The organism is Xanthomonas sp. DAR33341 (genome assembly GCF_003992815.1).
Lineage (GTDB): Bacteria > Pseudomonadota > Gammaproteobacteria > Xanthomonadales > Xanthomonadaceae > Xanthomonas > Xanthomonas cissicola.
This window is the reverse complement of the sequence record NZ_QEYV01000019.1, coordinates 83,296-98,706: the sequence shown is the minus strand read 5'-3', so window position 1 is coordinate 98,706 and position 15,411 is coordinate 83,296. Positions and strand designations below refer to the sequence as shown.

The 15,411-nt window shown below is 66.3% G+C and carries 15 protein-coding genes; 4 read left to right on the top strand and 11 right to left on the bottom strand.

Annotation, left to right across the window (positions count from 1 at the left end; genetic code table 11):
* The first annotated feature begins 6 nt into the window (after nt 1-6).
* Nucleotides 7-2,352 carry a phosphomannomutase/phosphoglucomutase gene (locus EO156_RS06385; RefSeq protein ID WP_029829562.1) on the top strand — a complete coding sequence of 782 codons (2,346 nt, stop codon included), beginning with the start codon at nt 7-9 and terminating at the stop codon, nt 2,350-2,352.
* A 79-nt stretch (nt 2,353-2,431) separates the two neighbouring features.
* Here the strand turns inward: EO156_RS06385 and EO156_RS06380 are convergent, their stop codons facing one another.
* The 9 genes from EO156_RS06380 to pyrE form a co-directional block, all read right to left on the bottom strand.
* Nucleotides 2,432-2,995 (bottom strand): hypothetical protein, encoded by a 564-nt coding sequence (locus tag EO156_RS06380; RefSeq protein WP_005914401.1) that lies wholly within the window; start codon nt 2,993-2,995, stop codon nt 2,432-2,434.
* Between the two features lie 422 nt (nt 2,996-3,417).
* Nucleotides 3,418-3,759 carry a lipid-A-disaccharide synthase N-terminal domain-containing protein gene (locus EO156_RS06375; protein ID WP_005914402.1) on the bottom strand — a complete coding sequence of 114 codons (342 nt, stop codon included), beginning with the start codon at nt 3,757-3,759 and terminating at the stop codon, nt 3,418-3,420.
* Entirely contained in the window at nt 3,759-4,481 is a 723-nt protein-coding gene (locus tag EO156_RS06370) for a glycosyltransferase family 2 protein (RefSeq protein WP_003489074.1), read from the bottom strand. Before EO156_RS06370 ends, EO156_RS06375 begins: the two co-directional genes overlap by 1 nt.
* A gap of 356 nt (nt 4,482-4,837) precedes the next feature.
* Nucleotides 4,838-5,803: an SDR family NAD(P)-dependent oxidoreductase gene (locus tag EO156_RS06365; RefSeq protein ID WP_016849848.1), complete on the bottom strand. Its 966-nt coding sequence runs from the start codon at nt 5,801-5,803 to the stop codon at nt 4,838-4,840.
* Between the two features lie 204 nt (nt 5,804-6,007).
* Entirely contained in the window at nt 6,008-6,316 is a 309-nt protein-coding gene (locus EO156_RS06355; RefSeq protein WP_016849849.1) for a helix-hairpin-helix domain-containing protein, read from the bottom strand.
* 33 nt (nt 6,317-6,349) lie between these two features.
* A complete protein-coding gene (locus tag EO156_RS06350; protein ID WP_003489068.1) occupies nt 6,350-7,279 on the bottom strand; it encodes a ParB/RepB/Spo0J family partition protein in 930 nt (309 codons plus the stop codon).
* On the bottom strand, nt 7,279-8,076 hold the full coding sequence (locus tag EO156_RS06345) for an AAA family ATPase (protein ID WP_005914407.1): 798 nt from the start codon (nt 8,074-8,076) through the stop codon (nt 7,279-7,281). The genes EO156_RS06350 and EO156_RS06345 overlap by 1 nt, the downstream gene beginning before the upstream one ends.
* A gap of 114 nt (nt 8,077-8,190) precedes the next feature.
* Entirely contained in the window at nt 8,191-8,802 is a 612-nt protein-coding gene (locus tag EO156_RS06340) for a hypothetical protein (RefSeq protein ID WP_050595575.1), read from the bottom strand.
* Nucleotides 8,803-8,890: 88 nt separating this feature from the next.
* Nucleotides 8,891-9,550: an orotate phosphoribosyltransferase gene (gene pyrE, locus EO156_RS06335; protein WP_003489063.1), complete on the bottom strand. Its 660-nt coding sequence runs from the start codon at nt 9,548-9,550 to the stop codon at nt 8,891-8,893.
* A 119-nt stretch (nt 9,551-9,669) separates the two neighbouring features.
* Here pyrE and EO156_RS06330 point away from each other — a divergent pair, with 119 nt between their 5' ends.
* From EO156_RS06330 to EO156_RS06320, 3 genes are all read left to right on the top strand, one after another.
* A complete protein-coding gene (locus tag EO156_RS06330) occupies nt 9,670-10,470 on the top strand; it encodes an exodeoxyribonuclease III (RefSeq protein WP_011052592.1) in 801 nt (266 codons plus the stop codon).
* A 322-nt stretch (nt 10,471-10,792) separates the two neighbouring features.
* Nucleotides 10,793-12,088 carry an MFS transporter gene (locus EO156_RS06325; RefSeq protein ID WP_005930858.1) on the top strand — a complete coding sequence of 432 codons (1,296 nt, stop codon included), beginning with the start codon at nt 10,793-10,795 and terminating at the stop codon, nt 12,086-12,088.
* Between the two features lie 58 nt (nt 12,089-12,146).
* Nucleotides 12,147-12,374: a hypothetical protein gene (locus EO156_RS06320; protein ID WP_003489057.1), complete on the top strand. Its 228-nt coding sequence runs from the start codon at nt 12,147-12,149 to the stop codon at nt 12,372-12,374.
* Nucleotides 12,375-12,415: 41 nt separating this feature from the next.
* On the opposite strand, the gene EO156_RS06315 is transcribed toward EO156_RS06320, so the two are convergent.
* Nucleotides 12,416-13,549: an anhydro-N-acetylmuramic acid kinase gene (locus EO156_RS06315; protein ID WP_016849852.1), complete on the bottom strand. Its 1,134-nt coding sequence runs from the start codon at nt 13,547-13,549 to the stop codon at nt 12,416-12,418.
* A 382-nt stretch (nt 13,550-13,931) separates the two neighbouring features.
* Complete coding sequence (locus EO156_RS06310) at nt 13,932-15,350, bottom strand: M23 family metallopeptidase (RefSeq protein ID WP_016849853.1); 1,419 nt, start codon at nt 15,348-15,350, stop codon at nt 13,932-13,934.
* Nucleotides 15,351-15,411 lie beyond the last annotated feature (61 nt).

Here is a 15,411-nt window from a genome sequence, read left to right as displayed (position 1 = left end):
AATTACATGAGCAAGGCGAACGAGCGCAGGCAGGGGATGTCCAGCGTGCGTACGAGTGGTCCGGTGTTGGGGGGCATATTGCTGTTGCTGGCCGTCTGGTTCGGCTGGAACAGTTATGCGCAATGGCGCCAGGACGCGGTGGCGCAAGGGCTGGAGCAGGCACGCGACCGCGCGGTGCAGGACGTCGGCCAGGCCATGGCCACGCAGGCCAGCCAGCTCGACGCGGTGCTCAAGCAGCCGCCGGTCATCGCTGCGTTGGCCGGTGGCGACGCGCTGGCGGCCGCATCGGCCATCCGCGAGCGTTTCAAAGGTGCCGAGGATGTCCAGGTGCTGCCTGGCGACCTTGCTGCGGCCTATGCCAACCCCAAGGATTTCGGGTACGCGCGTCTGAGCCTGCTCGAATCGGCGCAGGTGGCCGACCGTGCGCAGGTCCGGGTCGTGCGCGACGCCAAACAAGTCCGCCTGGGCGTGGCTGCCGCGGTGCGCCTTGGCGGGCAGCCGGCGGTGGCGTATGCGCGGTTGCCGTTACTGCGCCTGACCGGCCCGCTGGATGCGATTGCGGCGCCGGACAGCGCCTACCTGGCCGTGCGCCAGGGCAGCTACAACGTGGCCCAGCAGGGCGATATGGCACTGGCCGATGCAGCCGAAACGCTGGCCAGGCCGCTTGGGAACAGCGGCTTGCGCGTGGCTGCGGCAGTGCCGCAAGGCGATAGTGGCCCACTGGGTCTGGGCACCGTCGGTTGCGCCATCGTGGCGGCACTGCTGCTGATCATTGCGGTGCTGCTGGTGCTGGCCAGCCGGGGGCAGGTGGCCTTGCCACGGCGCCGGGCGGCTGACCAATCCAGCGCCGATGAACCCACCTTCAGTCAGAGCCTGCAGCACGACGCCAGCGTTGCCAGCGAAGCACGCGCGCTGGACGCCGAGGCGTCGCCCGCACCGCCAGCGCTGGTGCCGGCGGTGCAGGTCGCCGCCGGGATGTTTCGTGCCTACGACATCCGCGGCGTGGTCGGCAAAGACCTCAACCCCGGCGTTGCCGCCTTGATCGGCCAGGCCATCGGCAGCGTGATGCAGGCGCAGGGACTGCGCGATGTGGTGGTCGGTCGCGACGGCCGGCTGTCCGGGCCGGAGCTGAGCAACGGCCTGATCGAAGGCCTGCGCTGTGCCGGCTGCAACGTCACCGACATCGGTCTGGCACCGACGCCGGTGGTGTACTTCGGCGCGTACGAGCTGCGTGCCGGCAGCTGCGTGGCGGTGACCGGCAGCCACAATCCACCGGACTACAATGGCTTCAAGATCGTGGTCGGCGGCGAGACCTTGTCCGGCGCCGCCATCGCCGAACTGCACCAGCGCATCAACGAAGGCCGCCTGCATACCGCCGCCACGCCTGGCGAACTGGAACAGCGCGACATCAGCGATGCCTACATCCAACGCATCGCCGACGACGTCCAGCTCGATCGCCCGATCAAGGTGGTGGTGGACGCCGGCAATGGCGTGGCCGGTGAGATCGCACCGCGCCTGCTGGAAGCGATCGGCGCCGACGTGGTGCCGTTGTACTGCGATATCGATGGCACCTTCCCCAACCATCACCCTGATCCGAGCGAGCCGCACAACCTCAACGATCTGGTGAAGATGGTGCAGCGTTTCGATGCCGATATCGGCGTGGCGTTCGATGGCGATGCCGATCGCCTGGGCGTGGTGACCAAGGAAGGCGCGATGGTGTTCCCCGACCGCCTGCTGATGCTGTTCGCCGCCGATGTACTGCAGCGCAACCCTGGCGCACTGGTCATCTACGACGTGAAGTGCACCGGCAAGCTGTCCGACTACGTATTGCGCAACGGCGGCAGTCCGCTGATGTGGAAGACCGGGCATTCGCTGATCAAGTCCAAGATGCGCGAGACCGACGCCGAACTGGCTGGCGAGATGAGCGGCCACTTCTTCTTCAAGGAGCGCTGGTACGGCTTTGACGACGGCATCTACGCCGCCGCACGCTTGTTGGAAATTCTGGCCCAGCGCGAGCAGACGCCGTCCGAGGTGCTGGACGCCTTGCCTGAAAGCGTCTCCACGCCGGAGATCAAGGTGCCGGTGGAAGGCGATGCGCATGCGCTGGTCGCGCAATTTGTCGCGCGTGCGCAGACCGGCGAAGAATCGCCGTTCGAATCGGCGCGGCTGTCGACCATCGATGGACTACGTGCGGACTTCATCGACGGCTGGGGGCTGGTGCGCGCCTCCAACACCACCCCGATCCTGGTGCTGCGGTTCGAAGCCGACAGCGAAGCCGCATTGCAGCGGATTCGCACGCTGTTCCGCAACGAACTGCAGGCGTTGTTGCCGGAGCATTCCTTGGCGTTCTGATTGCCGGATGCGGAGGCCGTCCGCTGCGTTGCCTGTGGAGCGGCAGCGCAGCTGGGCCGGTGCGCGACGCGGCGGTCCGTCATCCGGTATCGCGTCGGTGTACGCGGTCACCCGTGTGTTCCACCTGTTCCAGTCGCTCAGCATGACCGCGTGGCGTGGTGATCGATGCAGCGTCATGACCGTCCGGCAATAGCCAGACTGCGTCCCAGTACGGATACCCGCCCACCTGCTCGGCTAGCCCTGCCCGCAGGGGCAATGCGACCAGCGTGCGGGCGAACTGTCGATGATCGCTTAGCAGCGGGAGCGCCGACACCTGCATCTGCGGCTGCCACACTGTTCCACCACGCCCGCGTGCGCGATTGACCGCATCGGCAGTCATCAGTCGCGCCGTCGCGGCCAATTGCAGCAATGCCGACTTGCTCGGTGCCTGCAGCAACCCGCACCACGTGTCAGGCAACAGCACCCAGCACAGCAACTGCGCACCTTGCCAATGGCGGGGCAGTGCCAGGCTGGCCGCCGCAGCGCGAGCGCAGCGCCAGTCCGCGAACAGCGGCACGTGCTGATGCGTGTGCAGCCGCAGATGCCAATACGCTGCTTCAAGCGTCGGCGTGGGCAGGGGGCGATGACGGAGCGCACTGGACATGGTCGCAGGTTGCCAGCGACACAGGAGCGGCAATATCGGCGGGCACCCCATCATCGCGTCGGCCGCGCGCGCAGCGGCGTGTCCGAAAAGCAGGCATCAGCGGTCAGCGCTATCGCCACGCCTCCGGCAATCTGCGCTGCATCGGGTGGATGCCCCGGATCACGTCAATGCGCGCAGGCGCTCGTCAATCACGCTGCATCGCAGCCCAAAACCTGGTCAGTGAGATGCAGTGCATCCGTATCGCTTGCGTACGCTGAGGCATCGCCAACCACGATGGATCGCCGAAAATCAGATGCAGCAACGCGCTTTGCCGCGCATCGGGATCATCTCCACCCGCCACGGCTCACCAACAGCGTTCGATCACCGGCAACCATCCGGACCAGGCGATTCGAATCCCGAATCCCGAATCCCGAATCCCCGCCTCAATGACCGGCCCTATCCCGCTTCCACCCACGATGCTTCACATCCAGATACAGGCTGTAAAACGCCGTGAACGCCGGGAACAGGTTCTGCAGCACACCGACCGAATCCTGCTTGGCCGAAAACACGAAATAGCTCAGCGTCATCAAGCTGCCGACCACGCTCATGTACCAGAACAGGCGCGGAATCACCGGCTTGCCGGCGCGTTTGGAGGCGACGAACTGCACCAGCCAGCGGCCGCCGAACATCAGCGCGCCGACATAGCCGATCAGCTTCCACCCGGTCACATGGATGCCTGTCCAGTACAGCCAGGTCAGTTGCTGGTCGAGAAAGGACGGGTCCATCAGCGTTCCTGCACCACGGTGCGCTTGCTGCGGGTGATCAGCCAGGCCACACCGCGCAGGTCGCGGATGCCGACCAGGGCGCGATTGAGATTGTTGTACTTGGACACGCCGGCGGTGCGGTGGCGATGGTTGACCGGCACGCTCACCGTGCGCCAGCCGGCGCGCTGCATCAACGCCGGCAAATAGCGGTGCATGTGGTCGAAGTAGGGCAGGTCCAGAAATGCCTCGCGCTCGAACAGCTTGATGCCGCAGCCGGTGTCGGGCGTATTGTCGCGCAGCATGCGCGAGCGGATCGCATTGGCCCATTTGCTGGCCCAGCGCTTGGAGCCGGAATCCTGGCGATTGACCCGCCAGCCGGCGAACAGCTTCACCTGCGCCTGCGCCTGGCTGCGCGCGATCAGCAGCTTGGGGATGTCGGCCGGGTCGTTCTGGCCGTCGCCATCGAGCGTGGCGATCCAGCTGGCGCGCGCGGCCTTCACCCCGCTGCGCACCGCCGTGCTCTGGCCGCTCTGGGTCACATGATGCAGCACGCGCAGTTCCGGTGTGGTGCTCTTCAGGCCTTGCAGCACTGCGAGCGTGTCGTCGCGCGAATGGTCGTCGACATACACGATTTCGAAGGCAACCACGCCGCGCAGGGCGCTGACGATTTCGCCCACCAGCGTGGCGACGTTATCGCGCTCGTTGAATACCGGGACGACGACGGACAGCTGAGGTTGGCTCATGGTTGCAGGGTGGCCGGATGAAGGCTGAGCGAAAAAGATCGGGCATTGTGCCCTGACTCTCTGAGTCAGGCATGAAGCATGCACGCGTTATGCGCATTGGACCGGTTGGAAGCAGCCTGTAGCGAATGATGGGGACGTGGCAAGGCTGCGAAGGTGTTGGGCTAGCGGGCCGATCACGCGTCGTCTTCCGGCGCAGCGCAGCTGGCACGCATCGCCATGGGCATTGTCTATCTGCCATGCGGTCGTACGCCAGGACGGCTGGACAGTACGCCCTGCATCTGGCCCGCATGGCAGTCCCGGCGCTACGCGCGCCCATCGACGCCCACGTGCAACTCCGCAGCAACCCCCGCCAAGCGCTAGGCGCGCTCGCCGAAATACTGCCGGCACCACTCCACGACCTGCGGCAAGCCACGCTCGACCGGGATCGCCGGATCGAACCCGAAGGCGGCCTGCGCACGCTGCGTATCGGCCATGGTGCGGATCATGTCGCCCGGCTGCATCGGCCGGTAGACCTTCTCGGCCGGGCGGCCGGCGGCCTGCGCGATCACGTCGATGAAGTACTCCAGCTCCACCGGCGTGTGGTTGCCCAGGTTGAACACCCGGTGCGGCACCGGCGCGTCGCTGGGCGTGTCCAGCGCGCCCAGCACACCGGCCACGATATCGTCGACGAAAGTGAAATCGCGCTGCATCTTGCCGTGGTTGAACACCTCGATCGGCCGCCCCGCCAGCACCGCACGGCTGAAGATCAGCGGTGCCATGTCCGGCCGGCCCCACGGCCCGTACACCGTGAAAAAGCGCAGACCGGTCGCGCGCAGGCCATACAGCTGCGCATAGGTGTGGCCCATCAATTCGTTGGCGGCCTTGGTTGCCGCATACAACGAACGCGGTTGGTCCACGCGCTGGTCTTCGGAAAACGGCGGGGTGGCCGAATCGCCGTAGACCGAACTGCTCGAGGCATACACCAGGTGCTGCACGCCGCGATGCCGGCACAGCTCGAGCATGTTGACGAAGCCGACCAGGTTGCTGTCGACGTAGGCGTGGGGGTTTTCCAGCGAATACCGCACGCCCGCCTGCGCAGCCAGATGCACGACGCGGGTCGGCTGGATCTCATCGAACAATGCAGCCAGGCCCTCGCGATCGGTCAGGTCCAGCGTGCGGATATCCAGGCCTGGGCACAGCGTCGCCACCCGGTCGTGCTTGAGCTGCGGGTCGTAGTAGTTGTTGTAGTTGTCCAGCCCCACCACCGCCTCGCCGCGTGCCGCCAGCGCGCGGCAGGTGTAGGCACCGATGAAACCGGCAGCGCCGGTGACGAGAATGGTCATGGCTGTGATCCTGGGAAATGCGGGAACAAAAGGCTGGCGCTCCGGATGCGCACGCGCGGCGCATTGCGGACACCGCCGCGAGCGGGTCCGGCATCCCGATGCTGCCAACGCGCCTGCGGTGCGCCGTGCGCCATGCGCGATTCATGGTGCTCGCAGCTCACACCAAGCTCAAAATAAAGGCTGCAGCGCGCCATGCGTCTTCGCTCACCGCAGGGCGAGCGGTGCTTCGCTGGCAAGCTTGGCCTTGCGCTCGGCGCTGAACTTCCACCACGGCTGCGCCGCCTCGCCTTCCATAAAGCGCACGATCGACAGGAACACATCGATCACGCAGGGGTCGTGCAGCACGCCGGTGCGCAGGCATAGCTGTGCGTGCATGTCGTAGGCATCGCGTCCGCGCAGCTGCTCAGGCACGCGGATGCCGATCAGGCGCAGGTCCTTTTCGCAGGCCGGCCCGACGTTGGGCAAATCGGTCAGCTGCAGCAGATGCTGGCGGTCCACCTTGGCGGGATTCATGGCCGACGAGGATCCTGTTGGATGTGCAAGCGATTAGCTGCGCTGCATGCGCAGGCGTTCGAGCACGCCGTCCAGCGTGTCCAGATCGGTGTAATGGATCACCAGCTTGCCCTTGCCGCCGCGGCCGTGATTGAACACCACCTTGGTGCCCAGCGACTCGGACAGTTCGGTTTCCAGCGAGGCGATATCGGCCTGTGGCGCCACCGGCGCCGGCTTGCCCTTGCGCAGCGAGCCGGGCACCTTGCCGGCGGCGAACTGCTGCGCGCGGTGTTCGACTTCGCGCACCGACCAGCCCTGGTCGGCCGCTTCCTGTGCCAGCTTGCTGGCCAGTTCCGGCGCCAGGGTGAGCAGCGCGCGTGCGTGGCCCATTTCCAGCCGGCGCGTTTCCAGCAACACGCGAATGGCCACTGGCAATTCCAGCAACCGCAGCAGATTGGACACCGATGCACGCGAGCGTCCCACCGCGCCGGCGGCCTCGGCATGGGTCAGCGAAAATTCGTCGATCAGCCGCTGCAGCGCCTGCGCTTCTTCCAGCGGGTTGAGGTCTTCGCGCTGGATGTTTTCGATCAGCGCCATCGCGATGACGGTGCGGTCGTCCAGCTCGCGCACCACCACCGGCACCTCGGTCAGCCCAGCCAGCTGCGAAGCGCGCCAGCGGCGTTCGCCGGCCACGATCTCGAACTGCGCCGGTGCCAGCTCGCGCGCCACGATCGGCTGGATCACGCCCTGGGCCTTGATCGACTCGGCCAGCTCGGCCAGCTTGACCTCGTCCATCTCCCGGCGCGGCTGGTACTTGCCCGGCTGCAGCTGGGCCACCGGCAACTGGCGCAAGCTATCGCCAGGCTGCAACGCCTCTTCGCTGGCCGCACCGGGTGCCGCCGCCGCCGCCGCGCCCTTGGGCCCCAACAGCGCTTCCAGGCCACGGCCCAGGCCACGCTTCTTTGCGGGGATCGGCTTGTTCATCAGACGGTCTCCACGGGCCGGACGGCCTTGTTGCGGTCGTTCTGGCGGCGCACGATCTCACCGGCCAACCCCAGGTAGGCCACCCCGCCGCGCGAGGTGCGGTCGTAACCGACGATGCTCTGGCCATGGCTGGGCGCCTCGGCCAGGCGCACGTTGCGCGGCACGATGGTACGAAACACCTTGTCGCCGAAATGCTCGGTCAGCTCGGCCGATACCGCGTTGGCCAGGTTGTTGCGGATGTCGAACATGGTGCGCAGCACGCCTTCGATTTCCAGCGCCGGGTTGAGGTTGGCGCGCAGCGCTTCGATGGTTTCCAGCAGCGCGGTCAGCCCTTCCAGCGCGTAGTACTCGCACTGCATCGGCACGATGATGGAATCGGCCGCGGTCAACGCATTGAGCGTGAGCAGCGACAACGCCGGCGGGCAGTCGATCAGGATGAAATCGTACTCGTCGCGGATCGGCGCCAAGGCGCGCTTGAGCCGCTGCTCGCGTTCGCCCTGGTCCATCAGCTGAATCTCGGCGGCGGTCAGGTCGATGTTGCCTGGCAGCAGATCGAAGCCTTCCGGCGCGGTCACCCGGATCTGCGCGGCGGTGTTTTCGCCCAGCAGCAGATCGCAGGTGGAGGCGGCCACATCGCGCTTGTCGATGCCGCTGCCCATGGTGGCGTTGCCCTGCGAGTCCAGATCCACCAGCAATACACGCTTGGGCGCGCGCGCCAGGCCGGCCGCCAGATTGACGGCGGTCGTGGTCTTGCCGACGCCGCCCTTCTGGTTGGCAATGGCGATGATCCGGGCCATGCGGGAGAGCCTCGTGGGCAAAGAGTAAGACCGGCCATTATGCGGGCAGGGCGCCGGATCGGGAAATGCCGCCCGCGGCGGTGCACCGCACGGCCGGGATGACGCAAGCGCCGGTCAGCCGGCGGGCGGGGCGTTGGCGGGTGGCTCCTTCATGGCCCGGTAGCGCTGCAGGATGTCGGCGATCTCGCCATCCAGCGCTACCCGCTGCTGCTCGAAGCTGATCTGCAGACGCAACTGCGCCATCAAATCGCGATGGCGCTGCTGGATGTCGCCGGCCAGCTTGTCGGCCACTGCCTGGCCGGCCAGCTCGCGGTCGCCGGCGCGGCGCAGCAGGCTGGCCAACCCTTCGCGCAGGCTGGTCACATTGAAGCGCGCGGTATGGATGTTGTTGTCGACGATGGCGATGCGCTCGTTGAACACCCGGCGCAGGTCGTCCTCGCTCTGATACGACATCAGCATCGCCTGGTCGGTGCGCTGGCGCGTCTGCTCGGCGGCCAGATCGGCCTGGCGTTGCTGCTCGCTGGCCGCAGCAGCAGCGCGCTCGTCGCTGCTCATCGCGCGCTGCACCTCGGCGCTACGCATCCCGCTCTTGACGTTGAATTCGTCGCGCGCCTGGTTCACCGCCTCCGGGGGCAGCGTATCGCTGCACACGCGGGCGCCGTTCTGGTTCCAGCAATACAGCTTCTTGGCGGCCGGCTTGTCTTGCGCACCGGCCGGCGCAGCCATGCCCAATGTCGCAGCGACAGCCGCCGCAACGGCGAATAATGCCGAACGTGTCTGTATTGGCATCATCGCAGCCCCCTGTCGCCTGCCGTCAGCCTGTGGTGTCGGTCCCGTAGCGGCCACGATAGGCCAGCAGCGGTTCCTGGAAGCCCACAAGGTCGGCGTTTCCTGCCGCAAAAGCAAGCAGGTCGCCCAGGTTGGCCACCGCGATCACGGGAATGCCGGCCTCGGCTGCCACCGCCTGGGCGGCGGAACGGCGGTCCTGATCGGACGCGATTTCCTGTCGGTCCAGCGCCACCACGATCCCCGACGGCGTTCCGCCAGCGGCGCGGATGATGGCCAGCGCCTCGCGGATTGCCGTGCCGGCGGTGATCACGTCATCGACGATCAACACCTGACGGCCGGCCAGCGGCGCGCCGATCAGGGTGCCGCCTTCGCCGTGGTCCTTGGCTTCCTTGCGGTTGAACGCCAGCGGCAGGTCGCGCCCGCGTCCTGCGTAGGCGCAGGCCAGCGCGGTCGCCAACGGGATGCCCTTGTAGGCCGGCCCGAACAACAGGTCGAAGTCCAGCCCGGCCGCTTCGATCGCATCGGCATAGCACTGCGCCAACTGCGCGGTCTTGGCCCCCGAATCGAAGCGCCCGGCATTGAAGAAGTACGGGCTGAGCCGCCCGGACTTGAGCGTGAACTCGCCAAAGCGCAGGGCATCGGCGTCCAGGGCCAGCTGCAGGAAACGGGTGCGGTGGTCGGTCATTGGACGGGTATGGGGAATGGGGAATCGGGAATGGTAAACGCATCGTGCGCCGGCAGCCTTCCGCATGCGCCTGGGGTAGGCTTTACGATTCCCCATTCCCATTTCCCCATTCCCGGCCTATGCGCATCATCAGTTTCAACGCCAACGGCCTGCGCTCGGCCGCCAGCAAGGGTTTCTTCGCGTGGTTCGCCGCCCAGGACGCCGATGTGCTGTGCGTGCAGGAGACCAAGGCCCAGGAGCATCAACTGGCCGGGCCGGACTTCCTGCCCACCGGTTACAAAGCCTGGTTTCGCGACGCCAGCACCAAGAAGGGCTATAGCGGAGTGGCGATCTACAGCCGGCACGAGCCCGACGAGGTGCGTACCGCGCTGGGCTGGCCGGAGTTCGACGAAGAGGGGCGCTATATCGAAGCGCGCTTCGGCAATCTCAGCGTGGTGTCCTTCTACATCCCCTCCGGTTCCTCGGGCGAGTTGCGCCAGGACTACAAGTTCCAGGTGATGCAATGGCTGCGGCCGATCCTGGACGAATGGCTGGCCAGTGGCCGCCAGTACGTGCTGTGCGGCGACTGGAACATCGTGCGCACGGCGCTGGACATCAAGAACTGGAAATCCAACCAGAAGAATTCCGGCTGCCTGCCGCCCGAGCGCGACTGGCTCAACGGCCTGTGTGCCGACGCGCCAGAAGATGCCAGCGCCGCCGACGGCCGCGGTTGGGTCGACAGCTACCGCGTGCTGCATCCGCAGGGCCAGGACTACACCTGGTGGAGCAATCGCGGCGCGGCGCGCGCCAACAATGTGGGTTGGCGCATCGACTACCAACTGGTCACCCCCGGCCTGCGCGACGCCCTGAAGGCCTGCTCGATCTACCGCGAAGAACGCTTCTCCGACCACGCGCCGTACATCGTGGATTACGCGCAGTGAGGCAGGTCGAGGCTGTGAATTCCGTCACATCGCGTCAGCGTGTTACGGAGTGGGGGGACCACCTCGCCGGCGATCTCGCCACCTGGACGCACCTTGGCCACTGCCGCAGCACGCGCGGTGGCTCTCGTACGCCATTACGCAGTGTGCCGATGCCGCTCAAAACGTTCTTCCTCGGCCCGGGCGCGCGTCGTCGGGGTGCTGCACAGACCGCTCAAGACAAGACGCGTGACGCCATGACGGTCGTCCGCGGCGGGCTGCATGCAGCGGTGCCGTGGGCCGCGCCGGCCACGACCACTGGCGTTCGTTCTCGACCGTGTGACGCATGACCACGTCCGTACCTACCTATAAAGGCTGGCGTGGTATCCAGCGCGCCTTCGCCACGCCATCGGCGGCGACCATGGCGCTGCTGGGTTTCGGCAGCGGCTTGCCGTTTCTGTTGATCGCCTCGCAGACCTTGTCCGTCCGATTGCGCGATGTAGGGCTGGACCTGCAGGACATCGGCTTTATCAGCCTGGCCAGCTTTTTCTACCTCCTCAAGTTTCTGTGGGCGCCGCTGATCGACCGCTATGCGTTTCCGCTCACCGCGTTTCTGGGGCGCCGTCGCTCCTGGCTGCTGGTGGCGCAGATCGGCGTCACCATCGGCCTGTTCGCGCTGGCATTTTCGCGCCCGGATCTGAGCGTGACCGGCCTGGTCGGCTGGGTGCTGTTCGCCTCGTTCTGGGGTGCCACCCAGGATTCTGTCGTGGATGCGTACCGCATCGAAGTCGCACCGGATTCCGCGCAGGCAGCGTTGGCGGCGACCTACACGCTGGGCTACCGCATCGGGCTGATCCTGGGCGGCGCGGGCGCGCTGTACATGGCCGAATACCTTGGTTGGACATGGGCGTACGTCGGCATGGCTGCACTGATGCTGGTGCCGATCGTCACCACCTTGCTGTGCCGCGAACCCGACCGTCCCGAGGCGACTGTGGTGCGCCGAGTCGATGTCTCAGGTGCCTTCTGGCAACCGATTTCCAGTTTTTTCTCCAGCAATGGGCTGGCGCTGGGCATCGCGCTGCTGCTGTTCGTAGGCCTGTACAGGTTTCCCGACCAGGTGATCGGCGTCATGGCGGGCCCGTTCTATCTGGATTCGGGCTTCACCAAGGCCGATATCGCCACCGTCTCCAAGCTGTTCGGCGTCTGGATGGGGATTGTCGGAGCCTTCGCTGGCGGTGCCGCAGTCGCCGCGTTCGGGTTCCGGCGCATGTTGCTGGTGGCCGCGTTGGGGGTGGCCTTGTCCAACCTGGCGTTCTTGCTGATGGCGCACAACCCCGGCAAGCTGTGGGCGTTCTATGCCGCGCTCAGTGCCGATAACCTGTTCCAGGGTTTCGCCGCCTCGGTACTGGTGGCTTTCATGTCCTCGCTGACCGACCGCAACTTCACCGCAACCCAGTATGCGTTGCTGGTCTCGCTGGCCAACCTGCCGGGCAAGTTTGCCGGTGCCGTCTCCGGTTCCGTGATTAATGCGACCTCCTACAGCACCTTCTTCATCCTCAGCGCCCTGACCGTCATTCCCACCTTGCTCCTGCTGGCCTGGCTGTGGCCGCGGCTATTGGCGCACGACAGGCGGCCGGATTGAAACGTCCGCCAAGGTTGCCGATGATGCGCGCGGGGCAGCGCATTGCACGAGGCAGGGCATGACCGATCTGGTATTGCGTGACATCGACCCGGTGCTGGTGGACCGCATCCGCCGCATTTCTGTCGCACGTGGCTGGACCCAGCACCAGACCGTCATGCATCTGCTCGAACAAGGCCTGTTCGCCAGCGAATACGAAGTCACCGGCGGCCTGCAGCACCCGGAGGTCGATGCGCTGGCCGAGGCGATTGCCGCGCTCAAGGCGCTGCCGGCGGGAAATAATCCCTAGCGCTGCAGTCGCTCCATCCAGGCTGGAAGAGGCCAACGGGCTCACGCCGGATAGATCGCTCCCAACAGCCGGGGCCCGGCGGCCCCAGTCACCGAGGGCAGATTGGCAGCGCGTCCGGCCAGCAACTCGGCTGCCAGCCAGGCAAAGCCCATCGCCTCCAGGTAATCCGGGTCCAGCCCGTACCGCGCGCTGGATTCCACCATCGCGCCCGGCAGCCGCGCCGCCAGTCGGGCCAACAGCACCGGGTTGCGTACGCCCCCGCCGCAGACCAGCACTCGGCGCGTGGTGGGCTGCAGCCGCAGCAAGGCATCGGCCACGCTGGCAGCGGTGAGTTCGAGCAAGGTCGCCTGCACATCGGCAGCATCCAACCGCGCGTTGCCCATCGCCTGCACTGCCCAGTCCAGATGGAATTGCTCGCGGCCGGTGCTCTTGGGTGGTGGCAACGCAAACCACGGATCGGCCAACAGCGCCTGCAACAAGGCCGCATCGACGCGCCCACTGGCGGCAAATGCACCATCGGCATCGAACGGCGTGCCGTGATGGCGTTGACACCAGCTGTCCAGCAACGCATTGGCCGGGCCGGTATCGAATCCCCGCACCGCGCCATCGCGCGGAATCAAGGTCAGGTTGCCGATCCCGCCCAGATTGAGCACGGCGCGGTCTTCGTCGCCTGCGCCCAGCATGGCCAGATGAAAGGCGGGCATCAGGGGCGCGCCCTGGCCACCGGCAGTCACATCGCGACGTCGGAAATCGGCCACCGTGGTAATGCCGGTGTGCTCGGCAATTCGGCTGGCATCGCCGATCTGCCAGGTGAACGCCGGGCTCGCGTTGGGCCGGTGGCGGATGGTCTGCCCATGCGAGCCGATCGCGCGAATCTGGCGACGCTCCACGCCGCTGTCGCCGATCAACTGATTGGCCGCCGCCGCGAACGCCAGCCCCACCTGCGCGTCCAGCTGGCCTAGCGCATCGATGGCCACCGTCTCGGCGCCCTGGCCGAGCGCCACCAAGGTCTCGCGCAACTGCGGCTCCCACGCCACCGTCGTCCCGGCCACCAATTCGCAGCGGCGGTCGGTGTCATCGGCAAAGCGCACCAGCGCGGCATCGATGCCGTCGGCGCTGGTGCCCGACATCAGGCCCAGGTACAAGGGGGAGTCAACGTGTTCCAAGACAGACATGCCGAAGCCAGAAAGACACGGCCGGCCAGCTTGTGCAGCCGGGCCGGGTCCGTCAACTGGTCTTACGTGGATGGCAGCCGTGCAGCGGGTGGGTCCTCGTGGGGCCGGCACGCGCTGCAATCGCTGCCCCGACTATCGCCTATGCGTCGGGATTCCTTCCCACCTCAGGGATCGTCAAGGTCCGCAATCACGTCAGATGCGGTCGACAGCCAAGATCAAACGCCGGATTGGGAAGTCGCAGCGTTCACCACCCGCATTCCGCTGCAGCAATTTCGCTGCACGGCAACGACCATGCGACACGGCTGGAGGGACGCCCAACCCCTGCCGCGCCACCCGCCTGCGCAGCCGCAACGCAGCTGACGCAGTTACCAGCCGCAGGCGCTCAACTGCGCGACTTGCCCTTGGCCGGCTTGCCGGCGTCGGCGTAGATCAGCTTCTCCATGCCCTCGATGCGAGCCATGGCCGGCGCCGTCTGCGCGCGGAACGCCGCCAGTTCGACGCCCTGCAGCGGCTCCGGCGGCGGCATCGTCACCGACATCGGATTGCGCTGCTGTCCGCCCACGCGGAATTCGTAATGCAGATGCGGGCCGGTCGCCAGGCCGGTCATGCCGACATAGCCGATCACCGTGCCCTGGTTGATGCGCTGCCCGGCCTTGATCTTGCCAAAGCGCGACATGTGCCCGTACAGCGTGCTGTAGTTCTTGCCGTGATCCAGGATCACCACGTTGCCATAACCGCGTTGGGTCCCGACAAACACCACCCGCGCATCGCCGGCTGCCATGATCGGCGTGCCCGAGGCGGCCGCATAGTCCACACCCTTGTGCATGCGCATGGTGCCCAGCACCGGATGCTTGCGCGCACCGAAGGTGGAGCTGATCCGGCTATAGGCCACCGGCATGCGGATAAAGCTCTTCTTGAGCGGGCGGCCATTGATGTCGAAGTACTCGGCCGGTTTGCCAGCGCGCTCGAAGCGAAACCCCGTATAGGTCTTGCCGCCGGTGGTGAACGTCGCCGCCAGGATGTCGCCGGTGCTGATCCGCTCGCCTTCGCGCCAGCTTTCATCCATGACCACGCTGAAACGGTCGCCGGGCTGCAGATCCTTATCGAAGTCGATGTCGTACTTGAAGATCTCGTCGGTCATGATCGCCACCGCCGCCGGCGACAATCCGGATTTGCCGGCCGATGCATACAACGAACTGCTGATCTCCCCGCTGGCAACCACTGTGCGCGTGGTGGTCGCCCGCTCGGTCACGTTCTCGCGCACGGCGTCGCCCAGCAGGCGCAGTTCCACCCGATGACTGTCGTCGCGATCGAAGCGCAATGCGCGCAGTTGCCCGCGCGTCGGCATGTCGAAGGCGATCTCGGTGCCCGGACGCAGCTTGGTCAGCGCCTCCTTGGTCCCCGGATGCGCCAATACCTGGTACATCACCGTGGTCGGGATTCCCAGCTCGCCGAACAAGGTACTCAGCGTCTGGCCCGGCTTGACCTGCAGAATTTCCCAATCGGTGCTCGGCGCCAGCTGCTTGCGGCTGGGAATCAGCGGCGGCAATGGCAACGCCAGCGTGGAATGGCTGGAAAGCGGTGTGTCGATGGCGTTGGAAAAACCCGGCACGATCGTGGCCACCAGCGCGCCGATGGTGGCGAACAGGCAGGCGTGGATCCAGTGGCGACGTGTCCAGCGGTCATTGAATGCCGCCGGCAGATGCGCCTTGAGCTTTCGATGCAGTGCAGTGTCGTGGAGGACGTGGAGGCGTTCGTGAAAGCGCCGCTTGCGTGCACGGCCCTGCTCTGAGTTCTGCATCGTTCAAATTCCTCGCTGGCTCGAAGTGCGAGCCCAATCGCCGGTACCATAGACAGCCTGT

What these genes read in the sequence shown, in the direction of transcription:
- EO156_RS06370 (WP_003489074.1), bottom strand. Translation starts at nt 4,481, where the DNA reads ATGAGCCAACCTCAGCTGTCCGTCGTCGTCCCGGTATTCAACGAGCGC.
- EO156_RS06380 (WP_005914401.1), bottom strand. Translation starts at nt 2,995, where the DNA reads ATGTCCAGTGCGCTCCGTCATCGCCCCCTGCCCACGCCGACGCTTGAA.
- EO156_RS06385 (WP_029829562.1), top strand. Translation starts at nt 7, where the DNA reads ATGAGCAAGGCGAACGAGCGCAGGCAGGGGATGTCCAGCGTGCGTACG.
- EO156_RS06340 (WP_050595575.1), bottom strand. Translation starts at nt 8,802, where the DNA reads ATGGCTGCGCCGGCCGGTGCGCAAGACAAGCCGGCCGCCAAGAAGCTG.
- EO156_RS06325 (WP_005930858.1), top strand. Translation starts at nt 10,793, where the DNA reads ATGACCACGTCCGTACCTACCTATAAAGGCTGGCGTGGTATCCAGCGC.
- EO156_RS06320 (WP_003489057.1), top strand. Translation starts at nt 12,147, where the DNA reads ATGACCGATCTGGTATTGCGTGACATCGACCCGGTGCTGGTGGACCGC.
- EO156_RS06310 (WP_016849853.1), bottom strand. Translation starts at nt 15,350, where the DNA reads ATGCAGAACTCAGAGCAGGGCCGTGCACGCAAGCGGCGCTTTCACGAA.
- pyrE (WP_003489063.1), bottom strand. Translation starts at nt 9,550, where the DNA reads ATGACCGACCACCGCACCCGTTTCCTGCAGCTGGCCCTGGACGCCGAT.
- EO156_RS06350 (WP_003489068.1), bottom strand. Translation starts at nt 7,279, where the DNA reads ATGAACAAGCCGATCCCCGCAAAGAAGCGTGGCCTGGGCCGTGGCCTG.
- EO156_RS06365 (WP_016849848.1), bottom strand. Translation starts at nt 5,803, where the DNA reads ATGACCATTCTCGTCACCGGCGCTGCCGGTTTCATCGGTGCCTACACC.
- EO156_RS06315 (WP_016849852.1), bottom strand. Translation starts at nt 13,549, where the DNA reads ATGTCTGTCTTGGAACACGTTGACTCCCCCTTGTACCTGGGCCTGATG.
- EO156_RS06355 (WP_016849849.1), bottom strand. Translation starts at nt 6,316, where the DNA reads ATGAATCCCGCCAAGGTGGACCGCCAGCATCTGCTGCAGCTGACCGAT.
- EO156_RS06375 (WP_005914402.1), bottom strand. Translation starts at nt 3,759, where the DNA reads ATGGACCCGTCCTTTCTCGACCAGCAACTGACCTGGCTGTACTGGACA.
- EO156_RS06330 (WP_011052592.1), top strand. Translation starts at nt 9,670, where the DNA reads ATGCGCATCATCAGTTTCAACGCCAACGGCCTGCGCTCGGCCGCCAGC.
- EO156_RS06345 (WP_005914407.1), bottom strand. Translation starts at nt 8,076, where the DNA reads ATGGCCCGGATCATCGCCATTGCCAACCAGAAGGGCGGCGTCGGCAAG.